Genomic DNA, 17,603 nt, shown 5'->3' with positions numbered 1-17,603 from the left:
GGTCAGCGCCCGTCCCCGCCGTGGTCGCCGAGCACGTCGGGGGAAACCATCCGCTGGTCGGCGAACAGGTCCTGGTCGTCGACGCCGTAGCGGCGGACGTGCTCGGCGTCGTCCTCCTGCGGGGCCGCTTCGGACAGGAACTTCGACTCGCCGGGCCGCTGCTTCGGGCTGATCTGCTCCGACTTCCGCAGCGCGGCGGCCTCCTCCTCGGGCAGCTCGCCGACCGGCAGCGGCCGCACCGGGCCCTTCGCCTGCCCCTTCTCCCGCCGCAAGCGCTCCTTGTCGCCGCTCAGCGCGCCACCGGCCGCGCCCGCGCCGATCGCCGCCGCGCCCGCGCCGATCTCGCCCGGCGTCGCACCGGGCTTCGCGACGAAACCGCGTTCGGCCGTGAACTGACCCGGGGGGAGCGGGGCCTGCGGCATCGCGCCGACCGTGCGGCCCTTCGCCAGCAGGCCGTCGGGACCGCGGTTGGTGCCCGCGAGCGAACCTTCGACGCCGGTCGAGCCGGCGCCGGACGCGCCGCCGCCGCCGAGCGACTTGATCGGCGCCGTCGCCGGCGACGAGCCGGGTGGCAGCGAGCCGGGCGCACCCGGCGGGACGAACTGCTCGCCGCCGCCCCCGGTGGCCAGGCCGGGCGAGAAGTGGGACGGGTCGCCGGAGGACGTGCCGCGGCCCGGCGCGTTGACCCAGCCGGGCCCGGGCGACGACGGCGACGGCTTGACGCCCGCCGGGGTCGTTGACGAGCTCGCCGTCGTGTGCTGTGGGGGTGGGGCGCCCGCGCCGGTCTGACGCGGCGGCTGCGCGACGGACCGGGACGGCTGCTGCGCCGCGACGCCGTAGACCGGGGTCGGCGGGTCGGCGTGGACCGTGTGCGACACCGGCTGCACCACCGGCGGGTCGACGTGCACCGACCGGACCTTGTCCGACGCCGGCCGCACGCCGCCGTCCGGCGTCACCGCGACGGAGGCGCCCGCGACGTCCAGTACGCCCGGCGTCACGCCCGGGGCGGCCAGCTTCAGCGACTCGGGGTCGGACAGCGACTGCGTCGAGAGCAGGTTGGTGCCGCTTTCCTGCGCGTAGTCGTTCAGTGCCTGCTTCGCCTGCTCCTTGGCGTCGTTCGCGGCTTCGACCTGCCGGGCGTGGTCGGTCTCGAAGCCGATCAGGCTGAGCAGCAGGCCGTCGGTGAGCGTGTAGCCGCCCGCGCCCTTCCGGACGGTCTCGGCGTCCGGGAGCTTGTACTTGGTGCGGTTGAACGACTCGCCCTGCTCGAACACCATCTCCGCGGCGTGCGCGACCTTCGTCGTCGCGTCCTGGGAGAACCCGGCCTGCTCGGTCAGCACCTGGCTGGCCGCGCCCCCGGCCTGGCTCTGCCATTCGACACCCAGCTTGAGCAGCTGCGCGCGCAACGTCTGGTCGGTGTGGGCGAGGGCGGTCGCGACGGCCTTCAGCGCGTCGACGGCCGTGCCGATGCTGCCGGTGCCGTCACCGTTGACCATCCGCGTGATCTGGTCGGCGATCGCGGTGTTGGTCCAGCCGTCGAAGCGGTGGTTCTGGATCCCGGCCGCGAGCTCGGAGAATTCCACGCGCCCTCCCTAGTTGCTTGACTTCAAGGACTGCAGCGCCAGGTCGGCGGCGTGCACCGACATCTCGCACAGCTGCGGCTGCGTGAGCCGGCCGCGGGTGATGGCGAAGGTCTGGACGGCCAGCGTCTGGCCCCTCGCGACGCCGACGAGCGCTTCGCAGTCGGCGGGGTCGCCGGCCGCGCGGTAGTTCGTCAACGCCGGGTAACCACCGACGGTCTTCGGCTCGGTGGTCATGCTGTTCTTCTTGCGGGACCCCGTGATCCACTCGTCGAGGTCCGCCGACACGGCACGCACGTGGTACGCGTGCACCGGCTCGGCGCCGTCGGCGTCGAACACGCAGGTCGGCCCGTCTTCCGGCGGAGCTTCCCGGGGCGCGCTGGTGATTTTCATGGCGTCGAGCTGCACCTGCGGGAACACCTCGCACAGGTTGACGCCCTGCAGGGTCAGCTCGGCCGGTCGTTGCGGCAGCTGGGCGGCCTTGGCGCTCTGCGACGCGGCGGTCGCGGCCGTCTCGATCGGGTACGGGGTGCCGTCGGTGCCCGCCGAACAGCCGGCGAGCGCCGCCGTCGCGAGCACGCCTCCGGTGACGATGCGCACCTTCCGGCTACGCACCGTGCTTGGCGCGGTCACCGAACACCGCCGCCTTCTCCTCGTCGCTGACCTGGTAGTCCTTGGCGGCCTCACGCAGCTGCGAGACCAGGCGCTTCAGGCCGGCGACGTACTCGCGGACCTGCCCCGCGTAGGAGCGGTCGCCGTCGGCGATCAGGGTGTTCCAGGCGTCGATCGACTGGGTGCTGATGACGTCGGCGGACGGCGCGTCGATCCGCAGCTGCCCGAGCTTGGTCAGCAGCTGGTCTTCGAGGGCGTTCGCCTGCTCTTCGACGATCCGGGCGACGTCCAGGAGCTTGTCCGGGTGGACCAGGACGTCCGCGGCCGCCGGCGCCACGGGGACGGCCGAGCTGAGGTCGTACGAGGGTCCTGACATGCGCTCCCCTGACGTCATACGGACAGTGACCGGCCGACTCCCGTCGAGGCTACCAACCCGGGTGTGACAGCAGGCTGAGATGGGACGAACATCGTCGGCCGCCGGTTCCCCGGATCAGGCGCGCTGTTTGGCCGTCGGGGCGCCGATCTCGCCGTTCGCCGCCTTGAGCGCGATGTCCGTGCGGTGGTGCGAGCCCGCGAGGTGGACCTTTTCGACGGTCTCGTACGCGTGCTTGCGCGCCGACTTGAGCGTCTTGCCGGTGCCGACCACCGAGAGCACGCGGCCGCCGGAGGAGACGACGGCGCCGTCGTCGCGACGGCGGGTGCCCGCGTGCAGCACGCCTTCCAGCTCGGCCCCGCTGATGACGTCGCCGGTGCGCGGCTTGCCGGGGTAGCCGTCGGCGGCGATCACGACCGTGACCGCGGCGCCGCCCGCCCACTCCAGCGGCGGGTGCTCGGCGAGCTTGCCGGTGGCGGTGGCGTGCATCAGCCCGGCGATCGGGGTGCGCAGCAGTGCCAGCACGACCTGCGTCTCCGGATCGCCGAAGCGGCAGTTGAACTCGATGACCTGCGGGCCGTCGGACGTCAGCGCGAGGCCGGCGTAGAGCAGGCCGGAGAACGACGCGTCGCGCGCGACCAGCTCGTCGGCGACCGGCTGGACGACCTTCTCGACCAGCTCGTCGACCAGGTTTTCGGGCGCCCAGGGCAGCGGCGCGTAGGCACCCATGCCGCCGGTGTTCGGGCCGGCGTCGTCGTCGCCGACGCGCTTGAAGTCCTGCGCGGGCAGCAGCGGCACGACGGTGTGGCCGTCGACGAAGCAGAACAGCGACGCCTCCGGTCCGTCCAAAAAGGACTCCAGGAGGACCGGGTGGCCGCCGTCGAGGAGCATGATCGCGTGCTTGCGCGCGACGTCGTAGTCGGTCGTGACGACGACGCCCTTGCCGGCGGCGAGGCCGTCGTCCTTGACCACCCAGGTCGGGCCGAAGCGGGCGAGCGCGGCGTCGAGGCGGGCCGGGTTGTCGACCACCTCGCTGCGCGCGGTCGGCACGTCCGCCGCGGCCATGACGTCCTTCGCGAACGCCTTCGAGCCTTCGATGCGGGCCGCCGCGGCCGAGGGGCCGAAGCAGGCGATGCCGGCCTTGCGGACGGCGTCGGCGACGCCGGCGACGAGCGGGACCTCCGGCCCGACCACCACCAGGTCGGCCTGCCAGCTCTTCGCGAGCGTGGTGACCGCTTCCGGATCGGCCGCCTCGACGCCGAGCTGCTCGGCCATGGCGGCTGTCCCGGCGTTGCCGGGCGCGCAGGCCAGGGCGGTGACCGTGGGGTCGCCGGAGGCCGCGAGGACGAGAGCGTGCTCACGGGCGCCGGAGCCGATTACCAGTACGCGCACGCCGCACAGCGTATCCGGCCGTGTTCGCCCCGGACATTTCGCCGTCCTCCGCACCCGGGGCGAGCAGGGGTCCACGCGCCGTTTACCGAGGTGTTCACCCAGGTACTGCCCGGAGACGCTTGCGGCGGTGAGGGTTGCGCGGGTAGTCAGGGTCAACCCTGTGTGAAAAGAGGTCACCAGATGAAGCGCAAAAGTGTCGGCGTACTGGCACTCGCCGGACTGGCGTTGCTGAGCGTCACCGGACTGGCCGTCGGGTCGGCGAGCGCGTCCACAGTGCCGTCCGAAAGCGGGGGGTCCGCCGATGCGGCCGCGCACGGACGGGGCCACGATGACCCCGTGATCATCGGACACCGCGGCGCGCCCGGGTACCGGCCGGAGCACACCCTCGCCTCGTACGAGCTCGCCTACCGGATGGGCGTCGGCTACGTCGACGTCGACCTCGTCCCGACCAAGGACGGCCAGCTCGTCGCCCGGCACGAGCCGGAGATCAGCGGGACCACCGACGTGGCGAAGCACCCCGAGTTCGCGAACCGCAAGAAGACCCTGGTGATCGACGGCGTCTCGACGACCGGCTGGTTCACCCAGGACTTCACGCTGGCCGAGCTGAAGACGCTGCGCGCGGTCGAGCGGATCCCGGCGAACCGGCCGCACAACACGCTGTACAACGGCCGGTACCAGATCGCCACCTTCCAGGAGGTGCTCGACCTGACCAAGCGGCTCGGCAAGGAGCTGCACCGGACGCTCGGCACCTACCCCGAGGTCAAGCACTCGACGTTCTTCCAGTCGATCGGCAACCCGATCGAGCCGAAGCTGGTCACGGCGCTCGAGCGCAACGGTCTCGACCGGCCGGACGCGCCGGCGATCATCCAGTCGTTCGAGGTGTCGAACCTGATCGCGCTGCACAAGCAGGTCCGGACGCCGCTGCTGCAGCTGACGTCGGCTTCGGGCGCTCCGGCGGACTTCGTCGCGAAGGGCGACAAGCGGACGTACGCGGACATCGTGTCGGCTTCCGGGTTGCGTGACGTCGCGAAGTACGCGAAGTACCTCGGGCCGGACAAGGCGCAGATCATCCCGCTGGACGCGGCCGGCAACCTGACCAAGCCGAGCGCGATCGTCGCGGACGCGCACAAGGCGGGCCTGAAGGTGCAGCCGTACACGTTCCGGAACGAAAACCCGTTCCTGCCGGCGAACCTGCGCTCGTCGGCCGAGCCGGACGCCTACGGCGACGTCTTCACCGAAGAGGCCGCGTTCCTCAAGGCCGGCGTCGACGGCTTCTTCGCCGACCAGCCGGACACCGCCCTGGAGTCGCTGCACGCGTTCCTGGGCCGGTAATCGCTTTGCCGTGAAGGGCACCTTCATGGACGCTATGTCCATGAAGGTGCCCTTCACGGCTTTCGACGGCTTCTCCGGCGTGGTCCTGGTGACCCGCGGCGAGGAGACGCTCGTCGAGGAGGCCTACGGGCACGCGCACATCGCATACGGCGTCGAGAACACCGTCGACACGCGCTTCGCGATCGCCAGCGGCACCAAGGGGTTCACCGCGCTGGTCGTCGTGGGACTGGTCGCCGAGGGCCATCTCCAGCTGACGACGAAAGCCCGCGAAATACTCGGCGACGACCTGCCGCTGATCGACGACCGCGTGACCGTCGAGCACCTGCTGACGCACACGTCCGGCATCGGTGACTACTGCGACGAGGAAGCCGATCCGGAGCCGACTCCCTTGCTCGCCACGTCGGCCGACTACCTCGCCGCGCTCGGCGGCTACCCGCAGAAGTCCGCGCCGGGTCGGGAGTTCCGCTACCACAACGGCGCGTTCGCCGTCCTCGGCCTGATCGCCGAACGGGTCGCGGGTGTACCTTTCGCCGAGCTCGTCCGGACCCGCATGACCGAGCCCGCCGGGATGACGGACACGGCGTTCCTGCGGTCGGACGCGCTGCCCGCCCGCACCGCCACCGGCTACCTCGAAGACGGCCGCACCAACGTGTTCAGCCTGCCGGTCGTGGGCTTCGGCGACGGCGGGATCTACAGCTCCGCCCCGGACTTCCGGAAGTTCTGGCCCGCCCTGCTCGACGGCCGGATCCTGCCGCGCGAGTGGGTGGACCGGATGCTCAGCCCGCACGCGGACGGTTACGGGCTCGGCTTCTGGCTACCGCGGCCGGGCGTGGTGCACCTGGACGGCGGTGACCACGGCGTCACGTTCTGGAGCTCGCACGAGCCGTCGTCCGGGCTCACCGCGACCTTGATCTCGAACAACCACCGAGGTGGCGGGCCCCTGCTGCGGCGGCTGGACGAGTTCTTGACGAAGGCTTGACACCCTTCGGGCCCGGGGCTACTTTCGGCGAATTCAATGGTCTGGCCGCATACCTTTCAAGAGGTGCCCGATGGATGTTTCCGACCAGCAGACCACCCCCGACCACGATGACGACAGTGCCCGGCTGCACCAGCTCGGCTACGCGCAGGAACTGAAGCGGACGATGTCGGGGTTCTCGAACTTCGCCGTCTCGTTCACCATCATCTCGATCCTCTCCGGCTGCCTGACGCTCTACGGGTTCGGCATGAAGACCGGCGGGCCCGCCGCGATGATCTGGGGCTGGCCGCTGGTCGGGATCTTCGTCATCCTGGTCGGGCTCGGCATGGCCGAGGTCTGCTCCAGCTACCCGACCGCGGGCGGGCTGTACTACTGGGCGGCGAAGCTGGCGCCGAACAAGTCCGGCCCGGCCTGGTCGTGGTTCACCGGCTGGTTCAACCTCATCGGGCAGATCGCCGTCACCGCGGGCATCGACTTCGGCGCGGCGCTGTTCCTCAACGCGTTCCTCGACCTGCAGTGGGGTTTCACGGCGACGCCGGGGCACACGATCCTGCTGCTCGCGATCATCCTCGTGGTGCACGGCCTGCTGAACACCTTCGGCGTCCGGATCGTGGCGATCCTCAACAACGTCAGCGTGTGGTGGCACCTCATCGGCGTGCTGGTGATCGTCGGCGTGCTGATCTTCGTGCCGGCCAAGCACCAGGACGCGTCGTTCGTCTTCGGCAGCTTCGTGAACCAGACGGGCTGGGGCTCGACGTTCTACGTCTTCGCCATCGGGTTGCTGGTCGCGCAGTACACGCTGACCGGGTACGACGCGTCGGCGCACATGACCGAGGAGACGAAGAGCGCGGCGACGGCCGGGCCGCGCGGCATCGTGATGTCGATCGTCGTCTCGCTCGTCGCGGGCTGGATCCTGTTGATCGGCCTGACGTTCGCGATCCAGGACTACGACGGCGCGGTCGGCTCGGCCACCGGTGTCCCGCCCGCGCAGATCTTCATCGACGCCACCGGCGCGGTCACCGGCAAGTTCCTGCTGCTGATCTGCATCGGCGCGCAGCTGTTCTGCGGCATGGCGTCGGTGACGGCGAACTCGCGGATGATCTACGCGTTCGCCCGCGACGGCGCGATCCCGGGTTCGGGCTTCTGGCACAAGATCAACAAGCGGACGCAGACGCCGACGAACGCCGTCTGGCTCGGCGCGGGCGGCGCGCTGATCCTGGCCCTGCCGTACCTGTGGAGCGCGACGGCCTACGCGGCGGTGACGTCGATCGCCGTGGTGGGGCTGTACGTGGCGTACGTGATCCCCGTGTTCCTGCGGGTCCGCCGCGGCGACTCGTTCGAGCCCGGGCCGTGGTCGCTCGGCAGGTGGGGCAAGCCGGTCGGCATCATCGCGACGATCTGGGTCGTGCTGATCTTCTTCCTGTTCATGCTGCCGCAGGTGTCGCCGGTGACGGTGGATTCGTTCAACTACACGCCGATCGCGTTCCTGGTGGTGCTCGGCGGCGCGGCGCTGTGGTGGGCGGTCTCGGCCCGGAAGTGGTTCAAGGGCCCCAAGGTCCAGGGTTCCGAGGCCGAACTGGCAGCGGTGGAACAGGAACTCAAGGAACTCGGCTGACGCTCGGCGCAAGTGGCCGTGAGTGTTTAGGACGGTTGGAACCGTCCTGAACACTCACGATCCCGCCGCGGCAGATCAGGTAGTCGCTGGGCTTTGCTTGACCGGGGCGGCGTCCCGGGCCGGGCTTTGGCGGCCCGGGCGGACCACCGTGACCGCCGCCGCGCCCAGGGCGCCCACAGCGGCAAACGCGTAGAAGCCCCACGGGTACGCGATCCCGGCCGTCAGCAGCGCGCCGCCGAGGAGTGGGCCGGAGATCGCGCCGATCCGGCCGATGCCGGCGGACCAGCCGAGGCCGGTCGCGCGGATCGCGTCCGGGTAGATCCGGCCGATGTAGGCGTACACCAGCACCTGCGCGCTGAACACGAAGCAGCCGGTCAGGAACACCGCCGCGTACAGCCCCACCGCCGGCAGCTTCACGCTCAGCAGCGCGAGGAACACCGCGCCCAAGCAGAACCAGACGATGGCCGACGGGCGGATGCCGACGCGGTCGGCGACCCGGCCCGCGACGAGCAGCCCGACGATTCCGCCGACGTTCAGCGTCAGCAGCAGGCTCAGCGCCGCGCCGAGCGGGTAGCCGGCCTGGCGCATGATCTCCGGCAGCCAGGTGTTCAGGCCGTACACCAGCAGCAGGCCCATGAACGACGTCACCCAGAACGCGATCGTCGCGCGCAGCAGGCCGCCGCGGAACAGGCCGGCCACCGCGTGCCCGGCCGACCGCTCGGTCTCGCGGACCTGCTGGAACGTCTCGGACTCCGGCAGGAACTTCAGCATCAGCGGGATCAGGAAAACCGCGGGAATGGCTCCGGCTACGAACATCGCGCGCCAGCCCAACGGCGAGATCAGCACGATGCCGAGCAGTGCCGTCAGCACCGCGCCGACGTGGTAGCCGGTCATCACCGTGGTCGTCGCGCTGCCGGACTTGCCGTGGCGCGCGTACTCCGTGACCAGCGTGATCGCCGTCGGCAGGCAGCCGCCCAGGCCGAGCCCGGCGACGAACCGCAGCAGGCCGAAGATGAACGTCGACGGCGCGAAGGCGCACAGCAGCGTGCACAGCGAGAACAGCGACACGGAGATGATCAGCGACTTCCGGCGGCCGATGACGTCGGTGATCGTGCCGATCGCCAGCCCGCCCAGCATCATCCCGGCCAGGCCGACGGTCGAGACGACCGACGCAGTACCGGGCGTCAGGCCCCAGACGTGGTCGCGCAGCAGCACGGGCAACACTGAGCCGAGCACGACCAGGTCGAACCCGTCGAGCAGGACGGCGGTCCAGGCCAGGGGCACGACCCAGGAGCGGGTGCCAGGGGACATGGGAGAACCTCCGGATGTGCGTCGGTGCACGATTTCCGTACAGGTGTGCGGATTGCGCACAAGTATGCATGGGCGCTATGTCGCAATCCAGCTCACTTCCATTGAACGGAAGCCGAGCGCACGGCTTCTACCTGGGGAAAGATCGCGCCCGTGGAGATCCTGACGCTGATGGGCGTGCTCGCCGGCTCGCTCGCACTGACCGCGCTCGCCCGCCGCTACAACCTGTCGGCGCCGCTGCTGGTGGTGGTCGTCGCGCTCGGGGTCGCACTGATCCCCGGCGTGCCGCGGCTGGAACTGGAACCGGAGCTGATCCTCACGGTCGTGCTGCCGCCGCTGCTCTACTCGACGTCGCTCGAGAGCTCGGTGACGCACTTCAAGACCAACCTGCGGCCGATCGTCGCGCTCGGCGTGGTGCTGGTCGCGGTGACCGCGGTGGTCGTCGCCTTCGTCGTGCACCTGCTGCTGCCGGACGTGCCGTTCGCGTCGGCGCTGGTTCTCGGCGCGGTGGTGGCGCCGCCGGACGCGGTGACGGCGGTGGCGATCGGGCGCAAGCTCGGGCTGCCGCGCCGGCTGATGGCCGTGCTGACCGGGGAAAGCCTGGTCAACGACGCCGCCGCGCTGACGCTGTACAAGGTCGCGCTCGCCGCGGTCGCGGGCACCGCGGGCTCGGCTGGGCACGGGTTCGCGGTGTTCGGCGTCGCGACCGTGCTGGGCATCGGGGTCGGCCTGGCGATCGGCGCGGCGGTCGTGCTGATCCGGCGGCTGCTCGACGACCCGCTGCTGGAGTCGGCGTTCGGGATCATCGTGCCGTTCGGCGCGTACGTCCTCGCCGAGCACTTGCACCCGTTCGGCCCGGAGTTCAGCGGGTCCGGCGTCCTGGCGGTCGTCGCCGCCGGTCTCTACCTGGGCGCGCGCTCGCTCTACGCGTCCCCGGCGACGCGGATGCAGGACAGATCGGTGTGGGCGTCCATCGACGTCCTGCTGGAGGCGCTGGTGTTCGCGCTGATGGGGCTGCAGCTGCCGTTCGTGCTCGACGGCGCCCAGCACGCGGCCCGCGACAACGGGACGCTCGCGCTGGTCGCGGTGGTCGTGCTGCTGGTGACGATGCTGGTGCGGATCCCGGCGGTGTTCGCCTTCGCGTTCCTGCCGCGGACGTTGCGGCTGTTCGGCCGCGGGCGCGCGACCCCGCCGTGGCGGTCGTTGGCGGTGCTCTCGTGGACGGGCATGCGCGGCGTCGTCACGCTGGCCGCGGCCGCCGGTGTCCCCGCCGGCACCCCGGGCCGGGAGGAGATCCAGCTGTTCGCGTTCGCGGTGGCGATCGGGACGGTGCTGGTCCAGGGGCTGACGCTGCCGCCGTTGATCCGCGTCCTGAAGGTGCGGGACCCGTCGGAGGCATCCCGCGACGAGGCCGAAGAGCTGGCCGCGCGCGAGGTCGCGCAGAACGCCGCCCACGAACGGCTGCGCGAGATCAGCCGCGACCGGCTGGCGTCGCTTGACCTGCCGCCCGAGAAGGTCGAGCGGCTGAAGCAGCGCCTGGAACGGCTCGTCGACACGCGCTACCGGTTCGCGAAAGCGGCGATCACGTTGTCGGGCGAGGAGCGGTCCGGCAGTCCGCAGGCCCAGTTCGCGAAGGCCCGGCGGGAGCTCCTGATCACGCAGCGCAAGGCGATGCTGGAGGAGAACCGCGCGGGCCGGCTCGACGACGAGATCCTGCGGAAGGTGCTGCGGGAGCTCGATCTCGAGGAGCTGTCGGTGTCGACGACGCTCACGAACCGGATGAGCTGATCACCTTTTCAGGTCCTTCGGCGCTACCGATCAGCACTCGCTGCCGGCGCACACAGTGAGCCCCCTCGCCCCTCCGTGTGCGCCGGCGGCAGGCACCCCCAGCGATTCCATGGTGGCAAGGTGGCTGTACAGGATCGGCACATCCGGCGAACATCGACTGGTCACGCCACGATCACCGGGAGGGATGTCGTGGAGTTCCTGCTCCTCGGCCCGGTCGAAGTCCGGTCGGGAACCGCGCACCTGCGGCTGGCCTCGCAGCGGCAACGAGCCCTTCTCGCCGCACTCCTGCTGACGCCCAACGCGGTGATTTCGCCACCGCGGCTGGTGGAGGTGGTCTGGGGTGAGACGGCGCCGCCGTCGGCGATGGCGAACTTGCGCACCCACGTCGCCCAGCTGCGCCGGCAGCTTGCCGGGCTGGAACCCGGCGCACGGCGGATCCACGCCCGGGCGGGTGGCTATCTGATCGAAGTCCAGGCGGACGAGCTCGACATCGAGCGGTTCGAACGACTCGCCGCCGCGGGTCACCGGGCTCTCCTCGCCGGCGACGACAAGGACGCCGCGGAAACGCTCGGGCGAGCCTTGGCGTTGTGGCGAGGACGGCCACTGGCCAACCTGCCCGCGACCGCGGCGGCCGAAGGCGAGGCCCAGCGGCTGACCGAGGCCCGGCTCGCCGTCGTCGAACACCACTGCCGGGCCCGTCTCGACCTGGGTGCGTGCGCGGACGTCGCCGGCGAGCTGCACCGGCTGGTTGTCGACCACCCGCTCCACGAACGGCTCTGGGCGCTGCTGATGCTCGCGCTGGCCGGCGCGGGACAACAGGCGGCGGCGCTCGACGCCCACGACAAGATCCGCAGCCGGCTGGCCGCCGAGCTGGGCGCCGAGCCGGGTCCCGACCTGCGTGAGGCTCAGCTGGCCGTGCTGCGGCAGAAAGCCGTTCCCACCACGCCGTCCGTCAGTCCCGCGCAGCTCCCCCGGGCCGCGGCCGGGTTTCGCGGGCGCCGCGCCGAACTGCTGGCTCTCGACCGCCTGCTGCCCACGGGCGATGGCTCCCGGCTCGCGGTCGTCGCCGGGACCGCGGGTGTGGGCAAGTCGGACCTCGTGACGCACTGGGCACACCGTGTCCGCGACCGGTTTCCCGACGGGCAGCTCTACGCCGATCTCCACCGGTCCGCTCGGCCCGCCGTGGTGCTCGCGCGGTTCCTGCGAGCCATGGGGGTCCCGGCCCGGCAGATCCCGGACGACCTCGACGAGGCCGCGGCGCTGTACCGGTCCGTGCTGGCCGCCAAGTCCGTGCTCTGTGTCCTCGACGACGCCCTCGATTCCGCGCACGTGCGGCCGTTGCTGCCCGCGGCACCGCACTGCATGGTCGTGGTGACCAGCCGGAACCGGCTCGACGGGCTGGTCGCCCTCGACGGCGCGCACCGCCTCCCGCTTGACGTCCTCGGCGCGGCCGACGCGGTCGCCGTGCTCGCGGCCGCGATCGGGCCCGACCGCGCAGCCCGGGAACCGGCCGCCACCGCCGATCTGGCCGAAACGTGCGCGCGCCTGCCCATCGCCCTGCGCATCACCGGCGCCCAGATCCGGCACCGAGCCGGCCGCCGGGTTCTCGATCACCTCACCGACATGCGCGCCCACGGCGTACTGGACAGCTTGACGACCGACGGCGACACCAGCGCGCTCCGCGTCGCCTACGACCTGTCCTACGACGCGCTCGACGCCGCGACCCGCCGCACCTTCCGGCTGCTCGGCCTCGTGCCGGGCCCGGACACAACCGTTCCCGCGGCCGCAGCCCTGATCGACGCTTCAGCTTCGACGACGGCCCGCCACCTCGAGCGGCTGGCCCAGGCCCACCTGATCCAAGAGCACGCGCCGGGCCGCTACCGCTTGCACGACCTGCTTCGCCGCTACGCCGTCGAACGTGCGCATCTCGACTGTTCCGAGGACGAACGCGAGACGGCGACGCGAGCGCTGCTCGACCACTACCTCGCACGCGCCGGCGCGGCCGCCCGCGTCCTGTATCCGTACGTCCTGCGCTTGCCCGGGACGCGACCGCCCCGGAACGCGTTCGACAGCGAAGAGCACGCTCGGGCCTGGCTGAACGACGAAGTTCCGAACCTCGTCGCCGCGATCCGCCACGCCCACGCACACCAACACCACCGGCTGGCGTGGGAGCTCGTCGACGCCCTGCGTGGGCACTCCATGACCACCTGGCTCGCGGAAGGGCTGGAACTCGCGCGGATCGGCGTCGAATCCGCCGGCGCCACCGATCTGCCGGACCTGCGCGCGGCCGCGCACAACAACCTCGCGGCCACCCACGCGCTCCGCTACGACTTCCAGCCCGCCATCAAGCACTTCCAAGCCGCTCTCGAGCTCTACCGCACGGTGCGGTTCTCGCGTGGCGTGACCGGCGTGCTGGAAAACCTGGCCACCCTCCACCTGGTGACCGGTGACCTCGACCGGGCCGGCGCCCTTTTCGCCGAGGCAGCCGAGCTCGATCCCCGGCGCAACCCGATCAGCCGGCGAAACCTCGGCATCCTCCACGAATACCGCGGCCGGCTGACCGAGGCGACGGCCGTGCACGCCGAATGTGCCGCGGACTCGCGGAGTCCGGACGACCTCTTGCTGCTCGCGCGCGTGCGAGCCCGCGCGGAGGACTACGCCGCCGCGCTCCCCACCGCGGAAGAAGCCGCCGAAGGCGCCCGACGCCTGAACGATCGCTGCACCGAGGTCCACGCGCTCGCGCTGCTCAGCGCGATCCACGCCGCCACCGGGAACCCCGCGCGAGCCGTCCGCCTCGCCGGGACAGTGCTCGAGTTCGGTCAGGGCACCGGCGACACCAGCGCCGAAATCGCCGGGCACGCCGCGCTGGCGGTGAGTCACCTCGCCGGCGGCGACCACCGGCGTGCACTGGTCAGCGGCCACCACGCGCTCCGCCTCGCCTGCCGAACCGGCGCCCGGTTCGACGAATGCGAAGCCCTGATCAGGATCGGCCGCATCCACCGCGCCGCCGGGTCGCCGGCGCAAGCCGGCCACTACCTCGGCTCGGCCCGGCGCCTCGCGGAAACCCACGGCTACCACGGGCTCGCCGCCATCGCCGGTGAGCGCGGGGCCGGCTGAGCCCGCGCCGAGCCGACGCTCGGGGAGGTCGCCATGATCCCCGCTTCGCCCGGCTGTGCAAGCGCTTCCGCATCGCGGACACCGCCGCTCCCAGCGCGTGAGAACCCGCGCGCCCGCCGCGAGAATCGCTCACCCTGTGGCGAAATGCCGATCACCGAGGAGCACCCATGTCGCTGACCGACGTCATCGAAGGCACCCGCAAGGCCGTCGACGCCGACCCGCACAACGCCGCCGTCTCCTTCAGCGTGGCCCACACCCTCAAGCCCGGTACCAAGACCGAGGTCCTCGTCAACGTCCGGGACCACAGCTTCACCGTCGACGAGCCGCCCGCGCTCGGCGGGACCGACCAGGCCGCCAACCCCGTCGAGGTCGCGCTCGCCGCCCTGGGGTCCTGCCAGGTCATCACCTACCAGTTCTGGGCGGCGAAGCGCGGCATCCCGCTCGACTCCGTCAAGGTCACCGTCGACGGCGACCTCGACCTCCACGGCTTCTTCGGCTTCTCCTTCAACACCCGCCCCGGTTTCGGGGACGTGCGCGTGTCCGTCGAACTGGAGGGCCCGGCGAGCCGGGAGCGCTACGAAGACCTCAAGCGCGAGGTCGACGAGCACTGCCCGGTGCTCGACCTCTTCCGCAACGAGACGCCGGTCAGCACGAAGCTGACTTAGACAAACGTATGCCGCACGATCGTCTGCTCACGGCCCGGGCCCACGCCGATCGCCGAAATCCGGGCGCCCGACAGCTCTTCCAGACGCTCGACGTACGCGCGCGCGTTCGCCGGGAGCTCCTCGAACGTGCGGCACGCCGAGATGTCCTCGAACCAGCCCGGGTGCTCTTCGTAGATCGGGATCGCGTGGTGCACGTCGGTCTGCGTCATCGGCATGTCCTGCGTGCGGAAGCCGTCGACCTCGTAGCCGACGCACACCGGCACCTTCTCCAGCCCGGACAGCACGTCCAGCTTCGTGAGGAAGTAATCGGTGATGCCGTTGACGCGCACCGCGTAGCGCGCGATCACCGCGTCGAACCAGCCCGTGCGGCGCGAGCGGCCCGTCGTGACGCCGAACTCGCCGCCCTGCTTGCGCAGGTACTCGCCGGACTCGTCGTGCAGCTCGGTCGGGAACGGGCCCGAGCCGACGCGGGTGGTGTACGCCTTGAGGATGCCGAGCACCGTCGTGATGCGGCCCGGGCCGATGCCGGAGCCCGCGCTCGCGCCGCCGGACGTCGGGTTCGACGACGTCACGAACGGGTAGGTGCCGTGGTCGACGTCGAGCAGCGTGCCCTGTGAGCCCTCCAGCAGCACGATCTCGCCGCGCTCGAGGGCCTGGTTGAGCTGCAGCCGCGTGTCGGCGATGCGGTGCGCGAACTTCTCGCCCGCGGCCAGTACCTCGTCGGCGACCTCGTTCGCGTCGAGGGCCTTGCGGTTGTAGACCTTCACCAGCACCTGGTTCTTGAACTCCAGCGCGGCTTCGACCTTCTGGCGGAAGATCTTCTCGTCGAGCAGGTCCTGCACGCGGACGCCGACGCGGGCGATCTTGTCCTGGTAGCACGGGCCGATGCCACGGCCGGTGGTGCCGATCTTGCGGCTGCCGAGGTACCGCTCGGTGACCTTGTCGATGGCCACGTGGTACGGCATGATCAAGTGCGCGTCGGCCGAGATCAGCAGCTTGGACGTGTCGACGTCCCGCGCTTCGAGGCCGGACAGCTCGTCGAGCAGCACACCCGGGTCGACGACCACGCCGTTGCCGATGACGTTGGTCACGCCCGGGGTGAGGATGCCGGACGGGATGAGGTGCAGGGCGAAGTTCTCGCCGTTCGGCAGCACCACGGTGTGCCCGGCGTTGTTGCCACCCTGGTAGCGGACGACCCACTGGACCCGGTCACCCATCAGGTCGGTGGCCTTGCCCTTGCCTTCGTCCCCCCATTGGGCACCGATGAGCACGATGGCCGGCATGTGACACTCCAAGGTGTTCGACGACGTGAGGTTTAGTGTCCCGGACGGACACCGGTGGCGCTGGTAAATGCCGGTGCATGACTGTAACGGAGGACCCGCGGGTGCGCGGAATAGTGGTGGCCTGTGGCGAGGACGCGGCGGGCTTCGAAGATGTCGATGATGTCGAATCGATCCGCGTGTCCAGCCGTCCCGGCAAGGCGGAAATCGACCCCTTGCTGGGCGAACACGATCACCTGGTCGTGTCGGGCACGGACGCGGACCTCGCCGCGGTCGTGCTGCGACTGCTCCGCAAGGAGGCGCTCTCCGGCGTGTCGGTCGGGTTCGTGCCGTCTTCGCCGGACTCGGCCGTCGCCGCGCTCTGGGGACTGCCGAAGACGCCGTTGCCGGCCGTCGCGCTCGCCCTGCGCGGGGAGGTCGACCCCGTGCCGCTGATCCGCGACGACGTCGGCGGGGTGCTCGTCGGGCGCGGGGTGCTGCGGCTCGTCCGCGGAGTGGCCTACGCCGACGAAGAGCTGGCGCTGCGCGGGCCGGCTTCGTCGATCGAGGTGATGCCGGATCCGGGCGGGCCCGGCCTGGCCGTCCGCGTCGTGAAGGGGACGATCTTCAAGCGGCCGACGACGCTCTACTCGCGCGCGTTCCAGATCGGCTGCATCCCGACGCGGCCCATCAGCGACGACGTCGTCCACGAGCGCGCGGTGAACAAGTGGACGTGGTACCGGCACACCCAAGATCTCCGGCTGGTCCGGGGTCCGGCCTGACCAGCGGTTTTCATCCTTGGGTGCACGCATGGCAACGCAGCGTTCACCAACGGGCAGCAACATGTCACCTATACGTGTTGCACTCGCCACTCCGGTGTATCAGGGTTAGCTGTCCCCGCACCTGACACGGAGGCAGCAAAATGCCAACCAGGCGTGCTGTTCGTCATTCCTTGGCCGTTCTCGCGGCCACCGCCGTGCTCTCCGGGACGCTGGTCAGCGTCGCCGGGGCCACCCCGCCGGGCATCCCGTCGACGACCACGGCGAAGTCCGACCTCGCGGCCCTCACCGTCAAGGCCGACGGTTCGCAGACCGGCTACAGCCGGGACAAGTTCCCGCACTGGATCGACCAGGGCAACAGCTGCAACACGCGCGAACTGGTCCTCAAACGCGACGGCACCAACGTCGTCACCGGGTCGGACTGCGCGGCGACGTCCGGCAGCTGGAAGAGCCCGTACGACGGCGAGACCTGGACCGCCGCGTCCGATGTGGACATCGACCACGTCGTGCCGCTGGCCGACGCGTGGCGCACCGGCGCGTCCGGGTGGACGACCGCGCAGCGCCAGGCGTACGCGAACGACCTCACCGACCCGCAGCTGATCGCCGTGACGGACAACGTCAACCAGGAGAAGGGCGACAAGTCGCCCGACCAGTGGAAGCCGCCGCTCACGAGCTACTGGTGCACCTACGCGAAGATGTGGGTCGCGGTGAAGTACAAGTTCAAGCTGACGATCAACACGGCCGAAAAGAGCTCGTTGACGGACATGCTCGGCCGCTGCTGACCGTGTCAAGGGCGAATCCTTGCGG

Annotated in this window: 14 protein-coding genes; 8 read left to right on the top strand and 6 right to left on the bottom strand. The window is 70.9% G+C overall.

Annotation, left to right across the window (positions count from 1 at the left end):
* Positions 1-2 precede the first annotated feature (2 nt).
* The 4 genes from AB0N03_RS17485 to purD form a co-directional block, all read right to left on the bottom strand.
* Positions 3-1,583 carry a hypothetical protein gene (locus tag AB0N03_RS17485; protein ID WP_364372124.1) on the bottom strand — a complete coding sequence of 527 codons (1,581 nt, stop codon included), beginning with the start codon at positions 1,581-1,583 and terminating at the stop codon, positions 3-5.
* A gap of 9 nt (positions 1,584-1,592) precedes the next feature.
* Entirely contained in the window at positions 1,593-2,159 is a 567-nt protein-coding gene (locus AB0N03_RS17480; protein ID WP_364372310.1) for a DUF3558 domain-containing protein, read from the bottom strand.
* Positions 2,160-2,187: 28 nt separating this feature from the next.
* Entirely contained in the window at positions 2,188-2,568 is a 381-nt protein-coding gene (locus tag AB0N03_RS17475; RefSeq protein WP_364372121.1) for a hypothetical protein, read from the bottom strand.
* 114 nt (positions 2,569-2,682) lie between these two features.
* The gene (gene purD / locus AB0N03_RS17470; protein ID WP_364372118.1) at positions 2,683-3,957 is read right to left on the bottom strand and encodes a phosphoribosylamine--glycine ligase; all 1,275 of its coding nucleotides are present in this window, start codon (positions 3,955-3,957) and stop codon (positions 2,683-2,685) included.
* A 180-nt stretch (positions 3,958-4,137) separates the two neighbouring features.
* Here purD and AB0N03_RS17465 point away from each other — a divergent pair, with 180 nt between their 5' ends.
* From AB0N03_RS17465 to AB0N03_RS17455, 3 genes are all read left to right on the top strand, one after another.
* Complete coding sequence (locus AB0N03_RS17465; protein ID WP_364372115.1) at positions 4,138-5,289, top strand: glycerophosphodiester phosphodiesterase; 1,152 nt, start codon at positions 4,138-4,140, stop codon at positions 5,287-5,289.
* Between the two features lie 40 nt (positions 5,290-5,329).
* Entirely contained in the window at positions 5,330-6,268 is a 939-nt protein-coding gene (locus AB0N03_RS17460) for a serine hydrolase domain-containing protein (RefSeq protein ID WP_364372112.1), read from the top strand.
* 70 nt (positions 6,269-6,338) lie between these two features.
* Entirely contained in the window at positions 6,339-7,880 is a 1,542-nt protein-coding gene (locus AB0N03_RS17455; RefSeq protein ID WP_364372109.1) for an amino acid permease, read from the top strand.
* 75 nt (positions 7,881-7,955) lie between these two features.
* Here the strand turns inward: AB0N03_RS17455 and AB0N03_RS17450 are convergent, their stop codons facing one another.
* Entirely contained in the window at positions 7,956-9,191 is a 1,236-nt protein-coding gene (locus AB0N03_RS17450; protein ID WP_364372106.1) for an aromatic acid/H+ symport family MFS transporter, read from the bottom strand.
* 150 nt (positions 9,192-9,341) lie between these two features.
* Between AB0N03_RS17450 and AB0N03_RS17445 the strand changes: the two genes are divergently transcribed.
* The 3 genes from AB0N03_RS17445 to AB0N03_RS17435 all read left to right on the top strand — a co-directional run bounded on the left by AB0N03_RS17445 (position 9,342) and on the right by AB0N03_RS17435 (position 14,758).
* Positions 9,342-10,976 carry a Na+/H+ antiporter gene (locus AB0N03_RS17445; protein WP_364372103.1) on the top strand — a complete coding sequence of 545 codons (1,635 nt, stop codon included), beginning with the start codon at positions 9,342-9,344 and terminating at the stop codon, positions 10,974-10,976.
* Positions 10,977-11,165: 189 nt separating this feature from the next.
* Complete coding sequence (locus AB0N03_RS17440) at positions 11,166-14,093, top strand: BTAD domain-containing putative transcriptional regulator (protein ID WP_364372100.1); 2,928 nt, start codon at positions 11,166-11,168, stop codon at positions 14,091-14,093.
* A 167-nt stretch (positions 14,094-14,260) separates the two neighbouring features.
* Positions 14,261-14,758 carry an OsmC family protein gene (locus tag AB0N03_RS17435; RefSeq protein ID WP_364372097.1) on the top strand — a complete coding sequence of 166 codons (498 nt, stop codon included), beginning with the start codon at positions 14,261-14,263 and terminating at the stop codon, positions 14,756-14,758.
* Here the strand turns inward: AB0N03_RS17435 and AB0N03_RS17430 are convergent.
* Complete coding sequence (locus tag AB0N03_RS17430) at positions 14,755-16,041, bottom strand: adenylosuccinate synthase (RefSeq protein ID WP_364372094.1); 1,287 nt, start codon at positions 16,039-16,041, stop codon at positions 14,755-14,757. The genes AB0N03_RS17435 and AB0N03_RS17430 overlap by 4 nt on opposite strands.
* A gap of 113 nt (positions 16,042-16,154) precedes the next feature.
* On the opposite strand from AB0N03_RS17430, the gene AB0N03_RS17425 reads away from it, so the two are divergent.
* Both AB0N03_RS17425 and AB0N03_RS17420 read left to right on the top strand, forming a co-directional pair.
* Positions 16,155-16,799 (top strand): hypothetical protein, encoded by a 645-nt coding sequence (locus AB0N03_RS17425; protein ID WP_364372307.1) that lies wholly within the window; start codon positions 16,155-16,157, stop codon positions 16,797-16,799.
* 140 nt (positions 16,800-16,939) lie between these two features.
* On the top strand, positions 16,940-17,578 hold the full coding sequence (locus tag AB0N03_RS17420; RefSeq protein ID WP_364372092.1) for an HNH endonuclease family protein: 639 nt from the start codon (positions 16,940-16,942) through the stop codon (positions 17,576-17,578).
* Positions 17,579-17,603 lie beyond the last annotated feature (25 nt).

Origin of the sequence: Amycolatopsis sp. NPDC051061, assembly GCF_040682935.1 — a bacterium.
Classification (GTDB): domain Bacteria; phylum Actinomycetota; class Actinomycetes; order Mycobacteriales; family Pseudonocardiaceae; genus Amycolatopsis.
Note: the sequence above shows the minus strand (reverse complement) of the source record. Positions and strands in the feature narration are given on the sequence as shown.

Coding starts and splice junctions, on each gene's coding strand:
- AB0N03_RS17420 (WP_364372092.1), top strand. CDS start 16,940: ATGCCAACCAGGCGTGCTGTTCGTCATTCCTTGGCCGTTCTCGCGGCC.
- AB0N03_RS17450 (WP_364372106.1), bottom strand. CDS start 9,191: ATGTCCCCTGGCACCCGCTCCTGGGTCGTGCCCCTGGCCTGGACCGCC.
- AB0N03_RS17460 (WP_364372112.1), top strand. CDS start 5,330: ATGAAGGTGCCCTTCACGGCTTTCGACGGCTTCTCCGGCGTGGTCCTG.
- AB0N03_RS17465 (WP_364372115.1), top strand. CDS start 4,138: ATGAAGCGCAAAAGTGTCGGCGTACTGGCACTCGCCGGACTGGCGTTG.
- AB0N03_RS17435 (WP_364372097.1), top strand. CDS start 14,261: ATGTCGCTGACCGACGTCATCGAAGGCACCCGCAAGGCCGTCGACGCC.
- AB0N03_RS17455 (WP_364372109.1), top strand. CDS start 6,339: ATGGATGTTTCCGACCAGCAGACCACCCCCGACCACGATGACGACAGT.
- AB0N03_RS17430 (WP_364372094.1), bottom strand. CDS start 16,041: ATGCCGGCCATCGTGCTCATCGGTGCCCAATGGGGGGACGAAGGCAAG.
- AB0N03_RS17475 (WP_364372121.1), bottom strand. CDS start 2,568: ATGTCAGGACCCTCGTACGACCTCAGCTCGGCCGTCCCCGTGGCGCCG.